Consider the following 21797-nt stretch of genomic DNA (forward strand, 5'->3'; position numbering starts at 1 on the left):
CCGAAGCCGTAGCAATCCGAGCCGTAGCGACCCGAGCTGAGCCGACGACATGACCTACGCCATCACCCAGACCTGCTGCAACGACGCGACCTGCGTCGCCGTGTGCCCCGTCAACTGCATCCGTCCGACGCCCCAGGAGCGGGAGTTCGGCTCCACCGAGATGCTCCACATCGACCCGGCGACCTGCATCGACTGCGGCGCGTGCGCCGACGCCTGCCCGGTCGACGCGATCTTCCCGGTGGACAGCCTCTCCCCCGCCCAGGCCGGGTACGCGGCCGTCAACGCCGCGTACTTCGCCGACAAGGAGCCGCTCGAAGCGGTCGCGCCGGGCCCGAACTTCCACTCCTGGGGCGCTCCTGCCTTCGAGCGGAGCCTGCCGTCCGACTTCGCGCCGATCCGGGTCGCGATCGTCGGGACAGGCCCGGCCGGGATGTACGCGGCGGAGGACCTGCTGCTCCACACCAACGCCGAGGTGACCCTCGTCGACCGGCTGCCCGTGGCGGGCGGTCTCGTCCGGTACGGCGTGGCGCCCGACCACCCCGCGACCAAGAAGGTCGGCGACACCTTCGCCCGCTTCCACACCCACCCCCGGGTACGGCTGCGCCTCGGCGTCGAGGTCGGCAAGGACGTCACGGCGAAGGAACTCGCCGCGCACCACGACGCGGTGGTGTACGCCGTCGGCGCCTCCGCCGACCGCAGGCTCTCCGTCCCCGGCGAGGAGCTGCCCGGCAGCGTCCCGGCGACGGAGTTCGTGTCCTGGTACAACGCCCACCCGGAGACCGCCCCCGACGCCATCGACCTGACCGGCGCCGAACGGGTCGTGGTGGTCGGCAACGGAAACGTGGCGCTCGACGTCGCCCGGCTCCTCGTCATGGACCCCGAGGCGTTGGCCGGCACCGACATCGCCGACCACGCGCTCGCGGCCCTGCGCGGATCCCGGGTGCGCGAGGTCGTGCTGCTCGGGCGCCGGGGCCCGGAGGCCGCCGCGTACACGGCCTCCGAACTCCGCGCCCTCACCCACTTGTCCGGGGTACGCCTCGTCGTCGACGACCACGACCCGCGCACCGGCGCGGCGATCGACGGCGCGGCGCCGGGAGCTAAGGCGGCGCTGCTGCGGGACGTGGCGCGGGAGACCGTCGACTGGACGCGGCCGGCGGGCCCGGACCGGCGGATCGTCCTCCGGTTCCACTCGACGCCCGTGGCCCTGGTCGGGGAGCACACGGTGCGGGGCGCGCGGGTGACGGAGGGGCCGGGCGAGCGCGAGATCCCGGCGGGGCTCGTCCTGCGGGCGGTCGGCTACCGGGGCGTGCCGGTGCCGGGGCTGCCCTTCGACGAGGCGACCGGCACGGTGCCGCACGAGCGCGGCCGGGTGGCCGGGATGCCCGGGACGTACGTCGTCGGCTGGATCAAGCGCGGCCCCTCGGGCGGGATCGGGGCCAACCGGACCTGCGCCGCCGAGACGGTCGGCACGCTCCTCGCCGACGCCGTGGCGGGGGCCCTGCCCGCTCCGTCCCGTACGGCCCGGGCGTTCCGGCGCCTGGTGCGCGGACGCGCCGAGGTCGTCGACGCCCGCGGCCTGGCCGCGATCGACCGCGCCGAACGGGCCAAGGGCCGCGAGACCGGCCGCCCACGCGTCAAACTCGCCACGGTGGCCGCCCTGGTGGCGACGGCCCGCCGTCCCCGTCTGCGCCTCCTCGACTGACCTGCCAGTGCGCGAACCTGTCAGTCCGCGACCTTCTCCCAGGCCGTCGTGCCGAGCAGGCCGGTCTCGCCGACGTCGAGACCGCCCTCCGGCACCACGGTCTGGCGGGCCACGCCAGGGGCCGGGGCGATCTCGACGTACACCCCGCTGCCCCGCTGGGTCGCCGGGTCGACGGCCGAGTACCGCCAGGCGAAGACGGAGCGCGCGGACTCGCCGGGCTTCAGCGTCACGGGGTGCGGTCCCGGGTCCTCCATCTGCGCGATGGGGCCCGTCCCCTTGAGGACGGTGACGTCCATCGGCCGCCGGTTCATGTCCCGTACGCGTACGTCCGGATACCCGTTGACGAGCTGCTCCCCCGTACCGCAGTTGGTGATGGTCACCGGCATCGCGCGCAGTCCCATGGCCGCGTTGACCATGCCGGTCGTCACGTTCACCCCGGTGGCCGGGCAGCCCTCCGGGGCGGTGGCGGTGGGCGGTTCCAGCGGCGGGGCGACCGGCGGCTCGGCGGCCACGTCCGCCCCGTCGGTCGCGTGGGCCCCGGTCCGCTCGGGGTCGGCCTCGCGGTCGAGTTCGGCCCCGAGGCCGCACCCGGCGGTCAGGAGGGCGGCGGCCAGCAGGACCATGCCGTGCCGCGGAGATATGACGGTCATCCCGCGATCATCACACGGCGGCCGGCACGGGCGGGGCGGGGCTACTCGAACCGCGAGGTGTCGCCGGCTCCTCGGCGTACGATCTCCGGCTCGCCCTCCGAGAAGTCGATGACGGTCGTGGGCTCCGTACCGCAGTCGCCGGAGTCGAGGACGGCGTCCACCGCGTGGTCGAGCCGCTCCTTGATCTCCCAGCCCTGGGTCATCGGCTCGTCCTCGCCGGGCAGGAGGAGCGTGCTGGAGAGCAGCGGTTCGCCGAGCTCGTCCAGGAGGGCCTGGGTGACGACGTGGTCGGGGATGCGGACACCGACGGTCTTCTTCTTCGGGTGCAGCAGCTGCCGCGGGACTTCCTTCGTCGCCGGCAGGATGAAGGTGTAACTGCCGGGCGTCGCCGCCTTCACAGCGCGGAACACGTCGTTGTCGATGTGCACGAACTGGCCGAGCTGCGCGAAGTTCTGGCACACCAGCGTGAAGTGGTGGCGGTCGTCGAGCTCGCGGATCGCGCGGATCCTGTTGATGCCGTCGCGGCTCCCGATGCGGCATCCCAGCGCGTAGCAGGAATCCGTCGGGTACGCGATGAGCGCGTCGGAGCGGATGCTGTCCGCCACACTGCTGATGGTGCGCCGCTGGGGGTTCTCGGGGTGCACGTCGAAGTACTTCGCCATGCGGGGCAGTCTAGGTTCTTCGGCGGTTCCGGCCCGGGACGGCGGGCCGGTGCGGTTCCCCGCACGTTCGGGCGACGGGGAGGCGACCGTCAGGCCGCGAGGCGCAACTCCTGGCGCAGGACTATGGCGTTGAGCCGGATCGCGTACGGCGCGATGTCCATCAGCTCCAGGGCGGCGGCCCGCTCCTTCGCCAGATCGACGGTCACGTCGATGCAGAAGGCGATCGCGTACATGTGGTCCCCGGTCTCCTCGTCCTGGAGGGCGAAGAACAGGTCGCGGTAGTAACGCGTCCGGTCCGGGCCCTCCTCGTAGTACGAGAGTCCCGGCTCGCCCTCCTGCGCGGCGAGGCCGGTGAAGGCGTCGGCGAGCTCCCTCTCGACCGTGTCCCAGAACGAGGCCTCGGCGAACTCGCCGGGCAGCGCCTGGCGCACCGCCTCCTTGAGGGAGAGCACCATGACCATGACGGGGGCCTGCTCCTGGAGTCCCCAGCCGCGCACCATCTTCACGACGGCGCTGTCCGGGATCGCGGCGGCGGCCCGATGGATGTTCTCGAAGTCGAAGTTGACGGTGGCGGGCGCGATCGCCTGCTGGAACAGCCGGTCGATGGCCCGGGCCTGGTCGAGATGGTCCGGGCCCACCTCTATGACGGTCTTGAAACTTGCGGCCATGACATTCCTCCTTGTGGGTGATCAAGAGGGGTCAGTATGCCGTCTGGCGTCCCGCTGCCACAGTCTTGTCGTCATGTCGACTTGGACGGACAGTACGGGGATGGCGATCGTAGTGCTGGTGGGCACGCTGGACACCAAAGGTCTGGAGTACGGGTGGCTGCGCGAGCGGCTGGAGAGCCGCGGGGTCGAGGTCATCATGGTCGACACGGGGGTGATCGGGGCTCCGCGGATACCCGCGGACGTCCCCCGCGCCGAGGTGGCGCGGGCGGCGGGCGTGGAGCTCAACCGGTTACGTAGCGAGGGGGACCGGGGCGCGGCGGTGACCGCGATGGCGCGCGGGGCGGCCGAGGTCGTGCGGCGGCTGCACGCGGAGGGCAGGCTGCACGGGGTGCTCGCGCTCGGCGGCAGCGGCGGCACGTCGATCGCGACGCGGGCGATGCGGGCGCTGCCGCTCGGGGTGCCGAAGGTGATGGTCTCGTCGATGGCCTCGGGCGATGTCGCGCCGTACGTCGGTTCGTCCGACATCACCCTCATGTACAGCGTGGTGGACATCGCCGGGGTCAACCGGGTCTCGGCGCCGATACTGGCGAACGCCGTCGACGCGGTGGCCGGCATGGCGCGCGGGTACGCCGAGACGACGGCGCCCGCGGCCCGGGACGACCGGCCGCTCGTCGCCGCGAGCATGGCGGGCGTGACGACCCCCGGGGTGGACGCGGCCCGGGCGCGGCTGACCGAACTCGGCTACGAGGTGCTGGTCTTCCACGCGAGCGGGGCGGGGGGCCGGACGCTGGAGTCGCTCGCCGAGCAGGGGCTCTTCGCGGGCGTCCTGGACCTGACGCTCTGCGAGCTGGCGGACGACTTCTGCGGGGGCATCCTGACGGCAGGACCCGACCGGCTGCTCGCCGCCGGACGCGCCGGGATCCCGCAGGTGGTGAGCCCCGGCGCACTCGACATGGTGAAGTTCGGGCCGCTGGACACGGTCCCTGAGCGGGTGTTGGACCGGGACGTGCGGGTGCACAACCCGTCGATATCGGTGGTGCGGACGACGGCCGAGGAGTGCGCGGAGCTCGGCGCACGCGTCGCCGTGAAACTCCTCTCGGCGACCGGGCCCACGGCGGTGTGCCTGCCGCTGCGCGGCCTGTCCACGCTGGGCGCGCCGGGCGGGCCGTACCACGATCCGGTCCTGGACGAGGTCGTGTTCGACGCGGTCAGGGACGGGTTGCGGGGCAGCCCGGTCGACGTGGTCGAGTACGACACCCACCTGAACGACCCGACGTTCGGCCGCGCGGCGGCCGAGCTGCTGCACCGCCTGATCGAGGGGCACGAGCCTCCCCGTCAGTGAGGGAGGTCGGCCAGGCGGCGGCGGTCGAGCGGGGAGGAGCGGCGGTCGAGGCGCTCCTCCAGGAGGTGGCGGGCCGCGTCGCACTGGCCCGCCTCCAGGAGGGCGTGGAGCAGGGTCTCCTCGACGACCTCGCGCTGCGCGGCGCTGCCGCCCACCCGGCGCAGGGTGGGCAGCAGCCCGCGCAGTCCGTCGACCGCCGCCGTCCACCGTTCCTCCAGGACGGCTTCGAGCGCGTGGCAGAGCGGGGCGATGACCTCGCGCTGGACGGCGTCGGCCCCGGCGGCGTGGGTGCGCAGGCGCCGGAGCGCGGCCAGGTCGCCCGCGGCGGTGAGGGCGACCGCGCTGTGCAGGGCGGTGAACGCGGTGGCGGGCCGTTCGAGGAGATCGCGGGCGACGGCGTCGAGCACGCCGTCCACGGGGACGTCGCCGGTCCAGTTCCGGGTCATCCGGGCCCGCCACAGCAGCGAGCCGGAGTCGACGAGGGCGCGTACGCCGTTGACCTGGCGCGGCGCGAGCTGGGCGAACCAACGGCGGCGTACCGCCGCGGAGTCGTCCAGGGCGAGTTCGTGCAGGGCCACGTGCCAGGAGAAGTGGGCCCGGTGCACGGCGCCCCTGCCCTGGCCGCCGATCCAGCCGTCGAGCCAGTCGCGGCCCGCGCGGTGGGCGCCGGACTCGTAGTGGACGTGGGCGAGGGCGTGGGCGGCGTGCCCGGAGGCGGGTTCGGCGGCCAGGGCGGCGGTGGCGAGGAAGCCGGCCTCGTCGACACGCCCCTGCTCCTGGCGGAGGAAGGCGAGCAGCGAGGTGGGGAACCAGTGGCCGTCGTAGGCGGGCGCGGTGTGCTCCACCAGGCGCTGGGCGAGGGTGCCGTCGAGGTCGCCGACGCCGGAGAAGGCGATCGTGGGGACGGCGATGGACAGGGCGAAGGCGTCGACCGGGTGCCGGTCGAGGTGGTCGACGAGCGCCCGGTCCCCGTCGTCACCCGATGGCTCGATCCTGCGGGTCACGACGTCCACGAACGAGCGCTCCCGCTCGTCCCCGCGCTCGGCGACTCCACGCTGGGCGTCGGCGAGTTCGCGGTGGACGTCGACGTCGGCGCCGCACTCGTGGCCGAGGAGGGCGAGCGCGGCGTGGCCGAGGGCGAAGCCGGGGTCGAGCGCGGTGGCCCGGGCGAACGCCTCGGCCGCCTTCGCCCGTACGGTGACCACCCGGCCGAGACCGCTGCGGTAGGCGGCGGCAGCGGCGGCGTGGGTGGAGAGCGGCAGCCCGAACTGGTCGGTGGGCCGGCGGCGGGTGGGCTGCGGGGCGCGGGTGAGCGGGGCGAGCACGGCCTCGGCGACCTCCCGGGCCTGGGCCCTGATCTCGGGGATCGCGGTCGTCTCCCACAGCTCGCCGCGCCGGGACGCGCCGAGGGTGAACAGCGGCCGGTGGGTGCCGCCTCGGGCGTCGCGCAGGCGGCCGGCGTCGGTGGCGACGCCGATGCCGAGGGGCCCCGGCACGGCGAGTCCGCCGTCGACCAGGCTGCCCCAGAGCGGATCGGCGGCGGAGTCGAGCCGCAGCCCGGGCCCGGTGCAATCCACGACCCAGGCGACGTCGATCTCCCGCCCGTCGGCGAGCCCGACGCGAATCGTCCCGTCGTCCAGCGGCTGGGCGGAGGTGATCCGGCCGGCGTGGACGCGGAGCCGGTGGGCGGCGCGCGCCCGGGCGATCGCCTCGGCAGTGGCCGGGGCCATCCGGTGGCGGTGGACGTTCCAACGGGTCGCGTCCCGTTCGAGGAACTCGGCCCGCTCCTCGTCGGTGAGGCCCTGCCAGAGCGCGCCGATCACGGGCCGCAGCCCGTCGAGGGCGGGCCGCCAGTCGCCGTGGTCACGCATCGAGGCGGCGAAGTGGCGCCGGAGCGCGGTGCGCAGCCGGTGCAACGGGAGGGCGGTGAGGCCGGCCGGCGGGGGTACGGGCGGCAGCGGGGCGACGGCGTGCGGCCGGGGCAGGAGCCCGCTGCGGGAGAGGGCGTGCACGGTGCGCCCGGGCCGGTCGAGGACCAGCGCGAGGTCGACGGCGGTCAGCCCGGCGCCCACGAGCAGCACGTCCTCGTCCGCACCGACGACGTCGAGCGCGCCGGGCGCCCACGGGGCGGCGATGAACCGCGCGGAGCCGAGCAGTTCGGCGGGCGCCCAGCGGGCGGCCCCGGCGGTGGGCCCGGTGGCGAGGACGACGCTGTCGGCGGTGACGCTCGGGCCGTCGTCGACCCTCACCTCGAACCGTCCGTCGCCGGTCTGGGCGCATCCGGTCGCCCGGGCCCGCACCCGCCGTACGGAGACGGTGCCGTGGGCGGTGATGACGGCGCGGCCGAGGGTGTCGGCTAGGTAGGAGCCGAAGCGGTACCGGGAGGCGAAGTCCGCGGCGGTGACGGTGGATTCGCCGTGCCGGCAGAGCCAGCGCCGGAAGTGCCCGACGTCGTCGGGATAACAGCTCATACCTCCCACCGGCACGTTGAGCCGGTGCTCGGCGACCTCGGTGGCGTAGGCCGTACCGCGTCCGGCCTCGGCCGCGGGGTCGATCAGGACGAGATCGACCGGGGTCCGCCGCCGGGCGGCCGTCTCGCACAGCTGAACGGCGACCAGAGCCCCGGCCGCGCCGGCGCCGACGACGGCCACGGTCGGTCGCGGACGGGGGGACGCGGTGGGGGACGTGGGCACGAGGAACCTCCGGCCGGACGAGCACGCACACGTCGTGCGCACTACGTACTGCACTATGTCGATGAACAATATGAATCGACAAGAGCGCACCGTCCCTTCACCCGCCGGCCTGATCGGTTTCGCGCCAGCCGTGAGACATTGAGGCGGTGAGGATCTCAGCACGAACGGACTACGCGGTCAGGGCCATGGCGGAGCTGGCCTCCTCCCCCGACCGGCCGCTGAAGGCCGAGGAAGTCGCCGGACGCCAGGACATCCCGGTCCGCTTCCTCTTCGTCGTCCTCAGCGAACTGCGCCAGGCCCGCCTGGTCCGCAGCGTGCGCGGCCCGGACGGCGGCTACACCCTCGCCCGCCCGGCCACGGAGATCACCCTCGCCGACGTCCTCCGCGCGATGGACGGCCCCCTGGTGAGCGTCCGCGACCTGAAACTGACGGGCCTGGAGTACCGAGGCGCGGCGGCCCCCATGCCGGACGTCTGGCGCGCGGTACGAGCAAGCCTCCGCCACGTCCTGGAAGGCACCACCCTCGCGGACCTGGCCTCCGGCACCCTCCCGGAACTGGTCCAGGACAGGGCCCGCGAGTACACGGACGACGTACGGACGTATCCGTAGCGGCGCCGCGTGCGACCGGCGGCTACCGCCCGGGAAGGCCGAGTTCGCCGCCCTGGTAGAAGGCTTCCGTCTCCTCCACGACGTACGGAGCCATCGTCTCGCGGCGGGAGCGTTCGGCTTCTGAGGAGCGCCAGGCGTCGCAGGCCTCCTGGGAGTCCCAGAGGGAGACGCCGGTGATTTCGTGGCCGTCCTCGGTCCAGTAGGCGTAGGCCCGGTGCAGGCCGTCGGGGGCGAAGCCGGGGCGCCAGGCTCGTTCGAACTCGTGCAGGGTGCCCGGCTTGATGCGGCGCGTGGTCACCCAGACAAAGCGCTGCTCCATCGCGGCCTCCTTGTCGTGCTCCTTCGACCACGGTAGGTCGGGGGCGCCGGTTCCGCCTCCGAGGCGGCTACCGGTCGTGACCGGGTGGGCGCCAGAGGGCGGCGGTGACCGCCGTGGCGACGGCTACGGCCGTGAGGCGCGTGGGGTCGACCGTGTCGGGGGTGTCCGTGGGGCGGTGGTAGTGGGGGTTGCGGAAGTTCGCGGTGCCCGAGAGCAGGGCGGCCGGGATGCCGGCGCTCCAGTACGCGGCGTGGTCGCTGCGGCCCAGGTGGTTCAGCGGGGGTACCGCGAGGCCGGCGAGGGTGCCCAGGGGGCCGTCCGGGCGGGGGTCGCGGAGGGTGACGACCGGGAGTCGCGGGTCGGCGGCGCCGGCCGCCCGCCGCCAGAGGTCGGCCGCCGCGTCCGAGGAGCGGCGGTGGACGATCAGGGTGAAGTCGCCGCGGCTGTCGCGGGCTTCGACAGCTCCCGCCGCGCCCCGGAAGAGGGTGCCGAAGCCCGTCGGGATCGCCTGCGTGCCGGGCGCGTCGGCGAAGCAGCCGACGGCCTCCAGGCAGAGCATGCCCGAGACGCGTCGGCCGTGGCGCGCCGCGCGGGCGGCGACGTGGGCGCCGACGAAGCCCAGCTCCTCCATGTCGAAGAAGGCGAGCCGCACCCGGGGCGGCCGGGGCAGCCCGCCGAGCAGCCGGGCGACCTCCAGGAGGGCGGCGACGCCGGAGGCGTTGTCGTCGGCGCCGGGGCTGCCCACGACGGTGTCCAGGTGGGCTCCGACGAGCACGGCGGGGCCGTCGTCCGCGTCCGGCAGCTCGGCCAGCAGGTTGGCCCCGGTGAGCCGTCGGTGCAGGCGGAACCGGAGCGGTGACAGGTTGCCGCCGCCGGGGCGGTCGCTGCAGCCCGGACGCCACCGGACGTCGAACGGCTGCCGTTCGGTCGTCCAGCCCGCCTCCGCGAGTCGCTCCGCCACATGGGCCTCGGCCCTGAGCATGGCCTCGGGCGCGTGGATCCGGCCGCGCGGGCGGTCGGCGAGGAACGCGACATCGTCCCGGAGGCGCGAGGGATCCGCCCGCCGGGTCAGCTCCCGGACGAGGCCGGGCACGTCGGGGCCTGCCTCCATGCCGTCGATGGTCGCGCACGTGGCGCGCGGGTGCGCGTCCGGGCAACCACACTGGGGGTTATGCCGTCCCTCTCCATACGATCCCCTCCACCGGAAGGACCCCCGGCATGGCGACGCTCGATCCCATCACTCGTAGGCTCAGGCGCCTCTTCGCGGTCCTGGACACCGACGAGGACGGATTCGTCACCTGGTCCGACCACCGGCGCGTCGTCGAGGCGTACGCCACCGCGTACGGGCTGCCGACGGACGAGCCCCGGATCCAGGCCCTGGAACGGGCGTACTGGGCGCAGTGGCTCGGCCTGCTCACCCAGTCGGTGCCGGGCATCGAGCGCCTCGACCAGGACGCGTTCGTGGCGGCGCACCGCGCCGTGGGCTACGACGACGACCGGCCCGAGCTCCTGGAGAACCTCGCGACGGCCATCTTCCGCATCATGGACACCAAGGCCGACAAGCGGGTCAGCGGGGACGAGTTCGCCGCCTACCTCGCCGTCTGGGGCGTCTCCGGTGACGAGGGGTCCGTTGCCTTCGAACGGCTGGACCTGGACCGGGACGCGTACCTCTCGCAGCGGGAGATCGCGCGGTCGCTGCGCGCCTTCCATCTCCACAACGACAACCTGAACACCCCGGGCGGCATCTTCCTCGGCGTGTACTGACACACGGCGGTTACGGCACGCCCCGCGCGTGCTGGCCGTGCGCGCCGCCCTCGGGTGTGGTCGGATCGGCGCATGGACGTCACAGAGGCGAGCGACGGTTCGCCGGGGCCCGAGGGTTCCGGGGACCGGCGCCGTGCCGCGCGGCGGGCCGTCGCCGGCCGGACGGCCGACGCGGCCGAGCTGGCGGAGTTCCTGGACATACTCGATCTGCGGCCCGAGGTCGACCACCTCTACTCCGGCAAGGAGTCCGGGCGCCCCCGCCGCGACGGCGGAGGGCGCCCGGGGAAGGCCTAGAAGGTTCTAGAAGGTCAGGTTCCAGGCGTCGATCTTTCCGGTGTCCTGGCTGGCGTTGTCGTTCACACGGAGCTTCCAGACGCCGTTCGCCACCTCGGAGGAGGCGTTGACGGTGAAGGTCTGGACGATGTTGTCCGTGCCGCTACCGGTCCGGTTGTGCACGGTGTACACGGTGCCGTCGGGGGCGACCAGGTCGACCTTCAGGTCACCGATGTACGTGTGCTTGATGTCCACGCCGACCTTCAGGGTGGCCGGGGCGTTGCCCGTCACCCCGCTGACCGTGATCGAGCTCTCGACGGTCGCGTTGTCCGCGATGGTGACGTCGGCGAGGTTCTCGAAGTACTTGCCGGGCGGCGGGGTGGTGCCGCCGACGGCCTTCAGGGCGTCGACCCGGCCCTCGCCGAAGAAGCTGTTGTTGGCCGTGGTGCCGGTGCACCGGCTGTCCGACGGGCAGGCCAGGTCGGTGGCCTGGACGCCCAGCTTCGTACGGATGTCGGCGGGGGTGTCGCTCGGGTTCGCGCTCGCGAGGAGCGCGGCCACGCCCGCGACGTGCGGGGCGGCCATGGAGGTGCCGCTCAGCGAGGAGTACTTGCCGCCGGGGACGGTGCTGTAGACCGACTCACCGGGCGCCGACACCTCGATGACGTTCCGTCCGAAGTTGGAGAAGGACGCCTTGGACGAGCCGCTGGTGCCGTTCGCCGCGACCGTGACGACACCCGGAAGCTCCGCCGGGATGTCCAGGCAGTCGTTGGTGATGGTCCGGCTCACCGGGGTGGAGTCGTTGGGCGAGGAGGTGTCCGTGGTCTTGTTCGCCAGGTCGACGTTGGAGTTGCCGGCCGCCGCGACCTGCAGCGAGCCCTTGCCCTCCGCGTACTTCTGGGCGCGGCCCACACCCTCCAGGATGGCCGCCTGGTCCAGGTTGTTCGGGCAGTTGAACTGCCACGGGTCCGTGTAGTAGCTGTTGTTGGTGACCTTGAAGCCGTGATCACCGGACCAGACGAGGCCGCAGATGGTGTTCTCCGCGAAGAACAGGGTGCTGCCCGGCTCCGCGATGCGCACCGAGGAGATCTTCACGCCCGGCGCGACGCCGATGGCGCCCTTGCCGTTCTTGGCGGCGGCGACCGTACCGGCCACGTGCGTGCCGTGCTGGTCCACGTCGCGCCAGGCCCCGGCCCGGGTGTCCGCCTTGCCGTAGGCGCAGGAGACCGAGTCGGCGGCGTTGAAGTTCGGCGCCAGGTCCTGGTGCTGGTCGTCCACGCCGGTGTCCAGGATGCCGACCTTGACGGTGGGCGAGCCGGTGGTGACGGCCCAGGCCTGGTCGGCCTTGATCTGCGTCATGTCCGAGCGGACCGGCTCGGTGGCCGGCGGAGCCGACTGCGACGGGTTGCTCGGCAGCGTCGGGTTGTAGGCGTCGGCCGGGACGTCGGAGGTGCGGGTGGCGCCGACCTGCTGGACGCCGGAGACCGTACGCATCGTCGAGGCGAAGGTGCTCGACGTGGAGTGCGCCACGACGACGCCGATGGCGTCGAAGTACGAGAAGACCGAGCCGCCGTTGCTCGCGACCGCCGTGCGGACGGCCGTGGTGTCACCGGGAGCGGTGATGACCAGGTACGCGCGGGTGCCGGCCGCCCAGGCCGCCGTGGCGGCGGGAGCGGCGGCCGCGCGGGTCGCCGCGGCTGCTGCCGACGCGGCGGACGCTGCGGTGGTCAGGGGCGTCGCCGAGGCGGACCTGGGCTCCGGGATGCCGGCCGGAGCGGCCTGGGCGGCTCCGACGGGCGCGGCGAGCGCGACGACCGCTCCGAGGGCGGTGACGGCCGTGGCCGGGAGTCTCAGCCTGCTGGATATGTGGGAAAACAATGCGTCCTCCGATGGCCCGGTGACGCTGGTGGCGCCGGCCGGGCCCTGTGATGTGTGGGGTGGACGCAAGATCCCAGAGGGCGTGAGCGGAAGGAAGCCTTCAGTCCGACAAGCCTGTTGGCGTTACACAGTGTTGACCTGATGGAACATCAGGTGAGGTGGATTTCGGTGCCGTTGGGCGGTTCGTTAGGGTGGGCGCCGTGCGGGTGCTGCTGGTCGAGGACGACGGGGATCTGCGTTTCGGGGTGGCCGCCGCGCTGCGCGCCGCCGGGTTCGCCGTCGACGAGGTGGCGGACCTTCCGCAGGCGGACGAAGCGCTCTTCGTCACGCCCTACGACTGCGCGGTCTTCGACCGGATGCTGCCCTCCGGGGACGCGGCCGAGTACGTCGCGCGGCTGCGCCGCCGGGGCGGCGCCGTGCCCGTGCTCTTCCTCACCGCCCGGGACACCGTCGCCGACCGGGTCGGGGGCTTCGCGAGCGGCGGTGACGACTATCTGGTCAAGCCGTTCGCCGTGCCCGAACTCGTCGCCCGGGTGGGCAGTCTGTGCCGCCGGGCGGCCGTCCTCCGGCCGCCGGTCCACCACGTCGCCGACCTGGAGATCGACACCGCGCGCCGCCAGGTCCGGCGCGCCGGGGTCCTGCTGACCCTGACCGGGAGGGAGTTCGCCGTCCTGGAGGTCCTCGCGGCCCGCGGCGACCAGGCGGTGTCACGGGCCGAGCTGATCGAGAGCTGCTGGGACGAGATGGCGGAGCCGCGCTCCAACGTCCTGGAGGTCCTGGTCTCCCAGCTCCGCCGCAAGCTCGGCGACCCGCCCCTCATCCGTACCGTACGAGGCCTCGGCTACCGCCTTGCCCCGCCGGGGCCCGAGTGAGCGGGCGCCGGGCGCTCACGCCGACCGGGCGGGTCCGGCGACTGCGCCTGCGCATCACCGCCCTGTTCGCGCTCACCAGCGCGGCCGGCCTCGTCACGATGGCCGTCCTCGCCGTGCGCAGCGACGACGCGCGCTGGCGCGACCAGCTCGACCAGGGGATGAACCTCGACACCACGCAGGCGATCGGCCTGCTCAGGTACGACGAGGACGACCGCCTCGACACCACCGACCTCGTCGGGACGATGGACACCGGCTGCCCGCAGCTGACCGTGCTCTCCGTGCCCCGGGACAGGTCCTCCGGCGCCGTCGTCGACCACTCCGGGCCGCGGCCCTGTCTGGAGGCGCGCCCGGCCGACGTCCGGGGCCTCGCCGAGACCGCCGTGCGCCGGGAGGAGGCCGTCGCCGTCGACGGGCGGTCGGTGGACGGGCGGCGGGTCCGGCTCTTCGCAGAGCCGTTCTTCGCGCCCGACGCCGAGGGCCCGGAGGGCAGGGACGGCGCGGTCGTCACCCTCTACGAGGCCACGGAGGCGCTCTCCGACCACCGGCGCACGACGTGGCTGCTCACGGCCGGCTGCGCGGTCCTCGTGGTGCTGTCGGCGGCGGTCGGCCATGTGCTGTCCGGTCGGGCGATCCGCCCGGCACTGACGGCCCTTGGGCAGCAGGAGGCTTTCCTCGCCGACGCGGCCCACGACCTGCGGACCCCGGTCGCCTCGCTGCGGATGCTCGCCGAGACCGCGCTGCGCGGCGACACGGACAGGACGGAGGTGCTGCGCCGGACGATGCGGCTCGCGGACGGCATGGGCGGCCTCGTGGACGGGCTGCTCACCCGGGCCCGCCTGATGACCGGGGTGCAGACCCTCGCGCGGGAGCCGCTGCGGCTCGACCAGTTGGTGGAGGCGGTGGTCGAAGACGCCCCGACGGAGGGGCATCGCGTGACCGTACGGACCGAGAAGACGGTCGTCGTGGCCGACGCCGACCTCGTACGCCGGGCGGTGGCGAACCTGCTCGGCAACGCCCTCACCCACGGGCACGCTCCGGGCGAGGCCGCCGACGTACGGATCGAGGTCGCCCTGACGGGGAGGGAGCGTCGGGAGGCGACCGTGACGGTGGAGGACGCCGGTCCCGGTCTGCCGCCGGGGGTGGCGGACACGCTGTTCGAGCGGTTCCGCAGCAGGTCGGGGTCGACGGGGCTCGGCCTGTCCATCGCCACCTGGGTCGCCCACGCGCACGGCGGGAGCCTGACGGCCATGAGCGGAGAGGGCGGCAGTAGCAGTGGTGGTGGCGGGGCCCGGTTCGTGCTGCGGCTGCCGGTCGATGGCGGCTGAGGTCTCCTCACGAAAACCTCAGCATCGCCCCGCGAAGCTGAGGCGTACCGCACCGCCAGGTCTCCCAGGAGCACTCCCGTGAAGCGCGCAGCCCGTCCTCGTACCGCCCTCGCCCTGACCCTCGCCGTCCTCGGCGCCACCACGCTCTCCGCCTGCACGGCGGCGGGGCCGAAGACACCGGCGGCGCCGAACGACGGCAGCCCCACCGCCGCCGTCGACCCGGCCACACGACCGGAGTTGAGGCGCTTCTACACGCAGCATCTGAAGTGGACCGCCTGCGGCGACTTCCGGTGCGCGCGGCTCACCGTCCCCATGGACTACGACGACCCGACGAACGGGCGGACCTTCGTGCTGCCGGTCGCGAAGGCGACGACCGCCGATCCGAAGCGGCGCATCGGCTCCCTCGTGTTCAACCCCGGCGGTCCCGGCGGCTCCGGGGTCGACCACCTCAAGGACGGCGGCGCCGACTCCTTCGGCGCCCCGGTGCGCGAGCGCTTCGACATCGTCTCCTTCGACCCGCGCGGCGTGGGAGCCAGTACCCCGGCCCTGACCTGCGAGGACGGCAAGGAGGAGACCGAGCAGGCGCCGGAGGGCTCGGACGCCCCGAGCGCCGGGCACCCGCTGAGCCCCCGTACCGAAGCCGACCGGGCGGACGTCCTCGACGGAGCCCGAGCGGCGGCGGCCGCGTGCGTCGAGCGGAGCGGCTCCCTCCTGCGGCACGTCGGGACCCGCGACGCGGCCCGTGACCTGGACGTGCTCCGGGCGGCCCTCGGCGAGCCCCGGCTCACCTACCTCGGCTGGTCGTACGGGACGAGCCTGGGCACCTCGTACGCCGAACAATTCCCGCGCCGCGTACGGGCGTTGGTCCTCGACGGGGCGATCGACCCCGCGCTCGACTGGCGCGCCCGGGCGCAGGGCCAGGCCGTCGGGTTCCGCCGGGCCGTCGACGACTACGCCACGCACTGCGCCGAGATCGTCGGCGCCGACAGCTGCCCGGGGGCCACCCCGGACGAGATACGCGCGGTGATCGACGGACTGTTCACGCGGACCGCGCGCTCCCCGCTCCCCGTGGACGGAGCCGAGGCCGGCGTCGACGAGCGGATGCTGATCGACGTGCTGTCGATGGCGATGTACACGCCCGAGGAGCAGTGGAAGGGCCTTTCGGAGGCGCTGGCCGCGGCCGACGGCGGCGACGGTACGAAGTTGGCGGCGCTGGCGGAAGGAGAGGCCGATCCCGAAGGCGGGGCGGAGGACTCCGAAGGTGAGGCGGCCCCCGAAGGCGGGCCTGCTGCGCCCGCCGTGCCCGCCGACAACGAGGAGGCCGCCCTCCTCGCCGTGAACTGCGCCGACACCCCGCATCCCCGGGCGGCCCAGCCGTACTGGGACGCCCTCGCCCCGGCGGAGAAGGCCGCGGGCCGGTACGGCACCACCAGCGTGCTCGACTCCTTGACGTGCAAGGATCTGCCGGCCGGGACACAGCTGCCGCACCGCGTCCGCGCGGAGGGCGTGCCGCCGGTCCTCGTGGTGGGCACCACGGGCGACCCGGCGACCCCGTACGAGGAGTCGAAGAGCCTGGCGGCGCAGTTCCCCGGCGGCATGCTCCTGACGTACGAGGGCGTGGGCCACACCGCGTACGGTCGCGGCGGTTCCTGCGTGGGCGACGCCGTCGACGCGTATCTCGTCGACCTGAAGCCGGTCCGACCCGGCACGACCTGCCGGTAGACCTGTCGGTTGAGCTGTCGGTTGAGCTGCCTGTAGAGCTCTCGGTTGAGCTGCCCGTCGAGCTGAGGGTTGCGCGGTCAGAAGAGCCGCGGGGACATGACCTGAGCGTCGGCGCCCGGCACTTCCAGGACACAGCGGGGGATGCCGGGCCCGGCGGTGGCCCGGACCGACGCCGGAGTCGGCGGATCGGTCGGCAGTTCGATGTGCACGGTCACCGGGCGGTCCCCACTCGTCGTGGCGTAGCCGGTCTCCTTGCCGTCGACCAGGACCTCCACCACGGCCTTGTGGCCGGTCTGGACCGTGACGCTGACCGAGTGCCCCGCGTGGTCGATGTGGAAATGGTGGCGTCGTCTCATGGGGTCGCCTCCGACCGGGTCGCCGTCACGCCCCTCGCTCCAGGGTAGCCATCAGGCACTCGGGCGGCCTCACGTGCCGCGTCACCCGAACAGCCGCCCTCCGGGCGTGCAACCCACGGTCGGTCGGGTGCACTGGAGGGGCAACCGTCCGCCGAGCATGGAGACGACCATGTACGAAATGCACGTCGGCATAGCACCCCGGGACGGGGTCTTCGTCTGGCACGTGGCCGCCATCGGCAAGGCGACCGCCCTCTGCGGGCAGTCGCTCCACGAGGAGCCGCTCGAGGAGCGTGAGAGGACCGACCGTCACTGCACCCCCTGTATGAGTTCTTTTCAGGAGCTGATGAACGACCGGCGGTGACTGCCGGAATTTCCCTGTGCCCGATCCCCCACGACCCCTCACGCCCCCTCACACCCCCAGTCGGTCGTAGAACGCCGACAGCCTCGGCCGCCGCTCGGCGCGTTCGCGCGAGTGGCGGTCGAGTTCTTCCATGAGGCGGCGTCCTCGCTGGTCGAGGTCCAGTTCGTCGAGGATCCGGTCGATCTCGGCGAGCAGCGCTCCGTACAGCTGCCATTGGCGCGGGTCGCGCTGGACGACCCGGAGCAGCAGCTCCGCCGCGTGGTCGCGGACCGCGCGGGCGGCGCGGAGTTCACCGGCGAGCCGTTCCTCGGCCGCGTCGGCGTCCGCGCTGACGTGGGTCGAGACGAGGACGGCGAAGCTCACGAGGGTGTCGGCGATCCGGGCCAGGAGGTCTTCGAGGGCGACCGCGACGTCCCTCGGGAAGAGTTCGTCGTCCTCGCGTTCCCTGGCGAGGTCGGTGAGCGTCCTGGCGAGGACGCGCAGGACGACGGCGCAGATCTCCAGGGTGTCGAGGCCGGTGCGGAGCACGATGCGGTACAGGGCGCCTTCCTTCTCCTTGACCCGGGGGTTGAACCGGAGGCTGTCCTCGGCCTGGCGCAGCGCCGCGTCGACGTCGGCCACGTCGTTGTCGAGGCGGCGGGCTTCGTGCAGCCGGGCGGCGGCACGGGCGACGGGTGTGGGGGTGGTGAGGTCCTCGCCGATGCCGAGCAGGAGCCGGCGCATGCGCCGCGCCAGGTCCTCGATGGACTCCCCCGCCGTGTCGACCCAGACCGGCGGGACGAGGACGGTGTTGAACAGCAGGCCGACGACGGCGCCGATGAGGGTTTCGAGGACCCGGTCCCAGGCGGTGTTGGTGACCTGGGTGACGCCGAGGACGAGCATCGCGCTGATCGCGACCTCGGGGACGAACTCGTCGACGCGCACGAAACGGCCCACGACCAGCGACGCGAGGATGATCAGCCCGAGGCTCCACCAGGTCAGGCCGACCAGGGCGCTGAAGGCGATCGCGATGATGACGCCGACGACCACCGCGTTGACCCGTCGGATGCCGGTGGTGAGCGTGGAGTACAGGGTGACCTGCACGACGAGCAGCGCGGTGAGCGGCGCGGTCAGCGGGGCGGCCTCGCTGCTCAGCTGGAGGGCGACGACATAGGCGATGGTGGCCGCGGCGGTCGACCGGATGGTCTGGACGACCACGGGCTCCCGGCGGCGCGCCCACAGCTCGGTCCCGGCTCGTCGTAGCGCCGCGCGCACGTCCCTCACCCTGTCAGGCTTTCGCAAGGGGCGACTCTTCGCATGCCGTGCGCGGAGCGTACATCGGTCGGGCGCGGGGACGGGCGTGCCGGAATGGCGATCTCGCCGGGGTTACGGTGGGATGAGAGCGATCACGCGTCCACGACGGATGGATAGGTTGTGTCGACCTCGAGCCATGCGGTGTCCGGCGCCCCTTGTTGGGTCAGTCTCATGGCCCGCGACCTCGGCGCCGCCGAAGCCTTCTACGGGGGTGTCTTCGGCTGGGAGTTCCGGCCCACCCGACTGGGTGAGGAGTTCTCCGTCGCGCTGCATGACGGCGCCCCGGTCGCCGGGATCGGCGCCCTGGCGCCGCGCCTCGCGGTGGCCGTCGCCTGGACGCCGTACTTCGCCGTCGACGACGCCGACGTGACGGCGGCCCGGATCCGGGAGCGCAGCGCGACGGTGGCCGTGGGGCCGCTGCGGTTCGGGACGGGACGAGCGGCGCTCGCCTCGGACCGCGAAGGGGCCGTCTTCGGCATCTGGGAGGGCGAGATCATCCCCGACTGGAGCGTCGGCAAGGGCGGCGCCCCTGCCTGGCTGGAGCTGCGGACCAGGAACGCGTTCGACGCGGCGATCTTCTACGCGGAGGTGCTCGACTGGGCCGGTGAGCTGCCCGGCTGCTGTCAGGTGAGCTACGAGGACGACCACGTCGTCCTGAGCCACGCCGACATCACGGTCGCGCGGCTCTACGGGGGCGCGGTGGAGGACGCCCCCGACCCGCAGGTCAGACCCCGCTGGCACGTGCACTTCCGGGTCCCCGACATCGACGAGGCCGTCGAGGCGGCGATCCGTCTCGGCGGAACGACGGCCTCGCCGGCCCGGCCGTCGGGCAACGGCAGGTCCGTGGCGCTCCGCGACCCCGACGGCGCGCTCTTCACGGTGGCCGACAGCGTGGAGTGACGCCGGCCCCGCCCCCCGGCCCCCGGGTTCACTCCCCCGCGAGGGCGGCGCGCCTGATCGTCGCGTCGACGAGGGCGAGTGCCTGGTCGGCGGTACGTCCCGGGGCGCGGTTCCAGGGGCCGATGAGGTCGGTCCAGCCCTGGGCGCGGAGTTCGGTGACGATCCAGGCGGCGGAGCGGTTCATGGTGTCGGCGCTGCCGTGACCGAGGCGGTGTGCGGTGAGCAGCGCGCCGCAGAGGCAGCGTGCGCCCCGGGCGTCACGGAGCCGGTACGGCTGGTTCTGCCAGCCCCACTCCACCAGGACCCGGCGGGCGTGGGCCAGGTGGGTGGAGGGGCGTACGTCGGGCTGCCCGAGGCGGCGCCAGGCGTGCAGCCGGTCGGGCAGGATCGCGCCGAGCCTGCCGGGGAGGGGCCGCTCGGCGGGCGGGGCCGGCGGGATGTCCCGTAGCGCGGCGGCGACGAGCTGATCGACGGGCACGGAGAGCAACCGACGCCAGTCCCCCGCAACCGGCTCCGACTCGATCGGCGCAGCCTCCGGTGCCTTCGAGCCACCCGCGGGCGCCGGCGGGGCGTCCCAGTGACGGACGATTTCCTGCCACGCGGCGGTGTCGTGGAGCTCGACCGCGACACGGTCCAGATCGTCGGGGGCAAGGGTCGCGAGGGGCATGTGCGCTCCGGGATCGGCGGATCTTCGACTCATCGTTATGTCGGCTTTGTCCGGAACATTCTTGAGCGATCCAGCCAAAAGTTACCCATAGGTATGCCGTGACTTCCCAGGCAGGCGGCAGTAGAACTCGTTCCCATTCCACCGACAGTGAGGGCTCCTCATGGCTGTTACACGCCGTGGATTCATCACGGGAACAGGTTCTATTCTCGGCACTCTGGCACTCCCCGCCCACGCCTACGCCTCGGCCACCTCGTCCCGCATCCCCGTCCTGGTCATCGGCACCGGCTACGGCGGCTCCGTCGCCGCGCTGCGGCTGGCCCAGGCGGGGGTCGACGTGCGCATGGTCGAGATGGGCATGGCCTGGGACACCCCCGGCCCCGACGGAAAGATCTTCGCCAACACGACCACCCCGGACCACCGGTCCTTCTGGCTGCGCACCCGCACGAAGCAGCCACTCAGCCAGTTCCTGGGATTTCCGCTCGACAAGGACGTCCCCCGCCACACCGGGATCCTCGACGCCGAGGAGTTCGCCGGGATCACGGTCTACCAGGGCCGGGGCGTCGGCGGCGGCTCCCTGGTCAACGGCGGCATGGCGGTCACCCCGCGCCGGGAGAACTTCGGCGCGATCCTCCCGACCGTCGACGCCGGCGAGATGTACGACGTCTACTACCCGCGCGCCAACGCCGGGCTCGGCGTCAACCACGTCGACCCGAACTGGTGGGAGAGCACGGCCTGCTACCAGTACGCCCGGGTCGGCCGTAAGCACGCCGAGCGCTCCGGCTTCCCCTTCGTCTTCGTGCCCAACGTCTACGACTGGGAGTACATGAAGCAGGAGGCGGCCGGCGCCGTCCCCAAGTCGGCGCTCGCCGGCGAGGTCCTGTACGGCAACAACCACGGCAAGAAGTCGCTCCAGAAGACCTATCTGGCGCAGGCCCGGGCGACCGGGCGGGTCACCATCTCACCGCTGCACCGGGTCACGTCCGTGACGCCCGCGTCCGGCGGCGGCTACACCGTCGACATCGAGCGGCTCGACACGGCCGGCAACGCCACGTCCACCGAGACCGTCGTCGCGGACCGCGTCTTCTTCGCGTGCGGCAGCGTGGGCACCAGCAAGCTGCTGACCAAGCTGCGGGCCACCGGCGCGCTGCCGGGCCTCAACGGCGAGATCGGCAAGGGCTGGGGCGACAACGGCAACGTCATGTGCGGCCGGGCCAACCACATGTGGGACGCGACCGGCAAGCTCCAGTCGTCCATGCCCACCGCCGGCATCGACAACTGGGCGGCGGGCGGCGCGTTCGCCGAGGTGGCGCCGCTGCCGACCGGCATCGAGACGTACGCCTCGTTCTATCTCTCCATCACGAAGAACCCGAACCGCGCCGAGTTCGCCTGGAACCCCGCGACGGGCCGGGTCGAGCTGAACTGGCAGACGGCCTGGAAGCAGCCGTCGATCAACGCCGCCAAGACCATCTTCGACAAGATCAACGCGAAGGAGGGGACGATCTACCGCACCGACCTGTTCGGCGCCTACAAGATCTGGGGCGACCACCTCACGTACCACCCGCTCGGCGGCGCGGTGCTCGGCCGGGCCACCGACAACTACGGCCGCCTGCACGGGCATCCGGGGCTCTATGTGATCGACGGCGCGCTGATCCCGGGCAACACCAGCGTCAACCCGTTCGTCACGATCACCGCGCTCGCCGAACGCAACATCGAGAAGATCATCGCCACCGACCTCTGAGCCG

The 21797-nt window shown here is 73.2% G+C and carries 21 protein-coding genes; 11 read left to right on the top strand and 10 right to left on the bottom strand.

Translation table 11 applies throughout. The features are described from left to right. Positions 1 to 49: 49 nt before the first annotated feature. Entirely contained in the window at positions 50 to 1702 is a 1653-nt protein-coding gene (locus tag ACWCO8_RS05160; RefSeq protein WP_451030994.1) for an FAD-dependent oxidoreductase, read from the top strand. Between the two features lie 20 nt (positions 1703 to 1722). On the opposite strand, the gene ACWCO8_RS05165 is transcribed toward ACWCO8_RS05160, so the two are convergent. The 3 genes from ACWCO8_RS05165 to ACWCO8_RS05175 form a co-directional block, all read right to left on the bottom strand. Continuing rightward, positions 1723 to 2352: a DUF4232 domain-containing protein gene (locus ACWCO8_RS05165; protein ID WP_451030995.1), complete on the bottom strand. Its 630-nt coding sequence runs from the start codon at positions 2350 to 2352 to the stop codon at positions 1723 to 1725. 41 nt (positions 2353 to 2393) lie between these two features. Continuing rightward, positions 2394 to 3014 carry an L-threonylcarbamoyladenylate synthase gene (locus ACWCO8_RS05170; RefSeq protein WP_362010641.1) on the bottom strand — a complete coding sequence of 207 codons (621 nt, stop codon included), beginning with the start codon at positions 3012 to 3014 and terminating at the stop codon, positions 2394 to 2396. 89 nt (positions 3015 to 3103) lie between these two features. Further along, entirely contained in the window at positions 3104 to 3682 is a 579-nt protein-coding gene (locus tag ACWCO8_RS05175) for a Type-2Aa cytolytic delta-endotoxin (RefSeq protein ID WP_451030996.1), read from the bottom strand. Positions 3683 to 3782: 100 nt separating this feature from the next. Here ACWCO8_RS05175 and ACWCO8_RS05180 point away from each other — a divergent pair, with 100 nt between their 5' ends. Continuing rightward, positions 3783 to 5024, top strand: coding sequence for a Tm-1-like ATP-binding domain-containing protein (locus ACWCO8_RS05180; protein WP_451030997.1), 1242 nt, complete (start codon positions 3783 to 3785; stop codon positions 5022 to 5024). On the opposite strand, the gene ACWCO8_RS05185 is transcribed toward ACWCO8_RS05180, so the two are convergent. Next, a complete protein-coding gene (locus tag ACWCO8_RS05185; protein ID WP_451030998.1) occupies positions 5018 to 7717 on the bottom strand; it encodes an FAD/NAD(P)-binding protein in 2700 nt (899 codons plus the stop codon). The genes ACWCO8_RS05180 and ACWCO8_RS05185 overlap by 7 nt on opposite strands. 146 nt (positions 7718 to 7863) lie before the next feature. Here ACWCO8_RS05185 and ACWCO8_RS05190 point away from each other — a divergent pair, with 146 nt between their 5' ends. After that, a complete protein-coding gene (locus tag ACWCO8_RS05190) occupies positions 7864 to 8325 on the top strand; it encodes an RrF2 family transcriptional regulator (protein WP_451030999.1) in 462 nt (153 codons plus the stop codon). A 22-nt stretch (positions 8326 to 8347) separates the two neighbouring features. Here ACWCO8_RS05190 and ACWCO8_RS05195 read toward each other — a convergent pair whose 3' ends face one another. Both ACWCO8_RS05195 and ACWCO8_RS05200 read right to left on the bottom strand, forming a co-directional pair. After that, on the bottom strand, positions 8348 to 8644 hold the full coding sequence (locus tag ACWCO8_RS05195; RefSeq protein WP_362010628.1) for an antibiotic biosynthesis monooxygenase: 297 nt from the start codon (positions 8642 to 8644) through the stop codon (positions 8348 to 8350). A 67-nt stretch (positions 8645 to 8711) separates the two neighbouring features. Next, complete coding sequence (locus ACWCO8_RS05200) at positions 8712 to 9755, bottom strand: M28 family peptidase (RefSeq protein WP_451031000.1); 1044 nt, start codon at positions 9753 to 9755, stop codon at positions 8712 to 8714. A 107-nt stretch (positions 9756 to 9862) separates the two neighbouring features. Between ACWCO8_RS05200 and ACWCO8_RS05205 the strand changes: the two genes are divergently transcribed. Together ACWCO8_RS05205 and ACWCO8_RS05210 are read left to right on the top strand one after the other, a co-directional pair. After that, positions 9863 to 10408 (top strand): EF-hand domain-containing protein, encoded by a 546-nt coding sequence (locus ACWCO8_RS05205; protein WP_451031001.1) that lies wholly within the window; start codon positions 9863 to 9865, stop codon positions 10406 to 10408. Between the two features lie 72 nt (positions 10409 to 10480). Next, the gene (locus ACWCO8_RS05210; protein WP_362010619.1) at positions 10481 to 10702 is read left to right on the top strand and encodes a hypothetical protein; all 222 of its coding nucleotides are present in this window, start codon (positions 10481 to 10483) and stop codon (positions 10700 to 10702) included. A 6-nt stretch (positions 10703 to 10708) separates the two neighbouring features. On the opposite strand, the gene ACWCO8_RS05215 is transcribed toward ACWCO8_RS05210, so the two are convergent. Beyond that, positions 10709 to 12535, bottom strand: a complete 1827-nt coding sequence (locus tag ACWCO8_RS05215) for a S8 family peptidase (protein WP_451031429.1) — start codon at positions 12533 to 12535, stop codon at positions 10709 to 10711. Positions 12536 to 12765: 230 nt separating this feature from the next. Here ACWCO8_RS05215 and ACWCO8_RS05220 point away from each other — a divergent pair, with 230 nt between their 5' ends. The 3 genes from ACWCO8_RS05220 to ACWCO8_RS05230 all read left to right on the top strand — a co-directional run bounded on the left by ACWCO8_RS05220 (position 12766) and on the right by ACWCO8_RS05230 (position 16478). Beyond that, the gene (locus tag ACWCO8_RS05220) at positions 12766 to 13431 is read left to right on the top strand and encodes a response regulator transcription factor (protein ID WP_451031430.1); all 666 of its coding nucleotides are present in this window, start codon (positions 12766 to 12768) and stop codon (positions 13429 to 13431) included. Beyond that, complete coding sequence (locus tag ACWCO8_RS05225; protein ID WP_451031002.1) at positions 13428 to 14756, top strand: sensor histidine kinase; 1329 nt, start codon at positions 13428 to 13430, stop codon at positions 14754 to 14756. Before ACWCO8_RS05220 ends, ACWCO8_RS05225 begins: the two co-directional genes overlap by 4 nt. 78 nt (positions 14757 to 14834) lie before the next feature. Beyond that, on the top strand, positions 14835 to 16478 hold the full coding sequence (locus ACWCO8_RS05230) for an alpha/beta hydrolase (protein WP_451031003.1): 1644 nt from the start codon (positions 14835 to 14837) through the stop codon (positions 16476 to 16478). Between the two features lie 77 nt (positions 16479 to 16555). Here ACWCO8_RS05230 and ACWCO8_RS05235 read toward each other — a convergent pair whose 3' ends face one another. After that, on the bottom strand, positions 16556 to 16834 hold the full coding sequence (locus ACWCO8_RS05235; protein WP_362010609.1) for a hypothetical protein: 279 nt from the start codon (positions 16832 to 16834) through the stop codon (positions 16556 to 16558). Between the two features lie 169 nt (positions 16835 to 17003). Between ACWCO8_RS05235 and ACWCO8_RS05240 the strand changes: the two genes are divergently transcribed. Then, positions 17004 to 17195, top strand: a complete 192-nt coding sequence (locus tag ACWCO8_RS05240) for a hypothetical protein (protein WP_315890115.1) — start codon at positions 17004 to 17006, stop codon at positions 17193 to 17195. Between the two features lie 48 nt (positions 17196 to 17243). Here ACWCO8_RS05240 and ACWCO8_RS05245 read toward each other — a convergent pair whose 3' ends face one another. Beyond that, positions 17244 to 18458: an FUSC family protein gene (locus ACWCO8_RS05245; RefSeq protein ID WP_451031004.1), complete on the bottom strand. Its 1215-nt coding sequence runs from the start codon at positions 18456 to 18458 to the stop codon at positions 17244 to 17246. A 201-nt stretch (positions 18459 to 18659) separates the two neighbouring features. Between ACWCO8_RS05245 and ACWCO8_RS05250 the strand changes: the two genes are divergently transcribed. Then, on the top strand, positions 18660 to 19388 hold the full coding sequence (locus ACWCO8_RS05250) for a VOC family protein (RefSeq protein WP_362010603.1): 729 nt from the start codon (positions 18660 to 18662) through the stop codon (positions 19386 to 19388). 28 nt (positions 19389 to 19416) lie between these two features. Here the strand turns inward: ACWCO8_RS05250 and ACWCO8_RS05255 are convergent, their stop codons facing one another. Beyond that, positions 19417 to 20055: a DUF6197 family protein gene (locus tag ACWCO8_RS05255; protein ID WP_451031005.1), complete on the bottom strand. Its 639-nt coding sequence runs from the start codon at positions 20053 to 20055 to the stop codon at positions 19417 to 19419. Positions 20056 to 20215: 160 nt separating this feature from the next. On the opposite strand from ACWCO8_RS05255, the gene ACWCO8_RS05260 reads away from it, so the two are divergent. Then, a complete protein-coding gene (locus ACWCO8_RS05260) occupies positions 20216 to 21793 on the top strand; it encodes a GMC oxidoreductase (RefSeq protein ID WP_451031006.1) in 1578 nt (525 codons plus the stop codon). Positions 21794 to 21797: the final 4 nt, after the last annotated feature.

Source organism: Streptomyces sp. NPDC001927 (assembly GCF_053594455.1).

Excerpts from the sequence above, each read along its gene's own strand:
- ACWCO8_RS05200 (WP_451031000.1), bottom strand. The coding sequence starts at position 9,755 with ATGGAGGCAGGCCCCGACGTGCCCGGCCTCGTCCGGGAGCTGACCCGG.
- ACWCO8_RS05165 (WP_451030995.1), bottom strand. The coding sequence starts at position 2,352 with ATGACCGTCATATCTCCGCGGCACGGCATGGTCCTGCTGGCCGCCGCC.
- ACWCO8_RS05260 (WP_451031006.1), top strand. The coding sequence starts at position 20,216 with ATGGCTGTTACACGCCGTGGATTCATCACGGGAACAGGTTCTATTCTC.
- ACWCO8_RS05180 (WP_451030997.1), top strand. The coding sequence starts at position 3,783 with ATGGCGATCGTAGTGCTGGTGGGCACGCTGGACACCAAAGGTCTGGAG.
- ACWCO8_RS05240 (WP_315890115.1), top strand. The coding sequence starts at position 17,004 with ATGTACGAAATGCACGTCGGCATAGCACCCCGGGACGGGGTCTTCGTC.
- ACWCO8_RS05235 (WP_362010609.1), bottom strand. The coding sequence starts at position 16,834 with ATGAGACGACGCCACCATTTCCACATCGACCACGCGGGGCACTCGGTC.
- ACWCO8_RS05175 (WP_451030996.1), bottom strand. The coding sequence starts at position 3,682 with ATGGCCGCAAGTTTCAAGACCGTCATAGAGGTGGGCCCGGACCATCTC.
- ACWCO8_RS05160 (WP_451030994.1), top strand. The coding sequence starts at position 50 with ATGACCTACGCCATCACCCAGACCTGCTGCAACGACGCGACCTGCGTC.
- ACWCO8_RS05170 (WP_362010641.1), bottom strand. The coding sequence starts at position 3,014 with ATGGCGAAGTACTTCGACGTGCACCCCGAGAACCCCCAGCGGCGCACC.
- ACWCO8_RS05205 (WP_451031001.1), top strand. The coding sequence starts at position 9,863 with ATGGCGACGCTCGATCCCATCACTCGTAGGCTCAGGCGCCTCTTCGCG.
- ACWCO8_RS05255 (WP_451031005.1), bottom strand. The coding sequence starts at position 20,055 with ATGCCCCTCGCGACCCTTGCCCCCGACGATCTGGACCGTGTCGCGGTC.
- ACWCO8_RS05210 (WP_362010619.1), top strand. The coding sequence starts at position 10,481 with ATGGACGTCACAGAGGCGAGCGACGGTTCGCCGGGGCCCGAGGGTTCC.
- ACWCO8_RS05195 (WP_362010628.1), bottom strand. The coding sequence starts at position 8,644 with ATGGAGCAGCGCTTTGTCTGGGTGACCACGCGCCGCATCAAGCCGGGC.
- ACWCO8_RS05250 (WP_362010603.1), top strand. The coding sequence starts at position 18,660 with ATGGCCCGCGACCTCGGCGCCGCCGAAGCCTTCTACGGGGGTGTCTTC.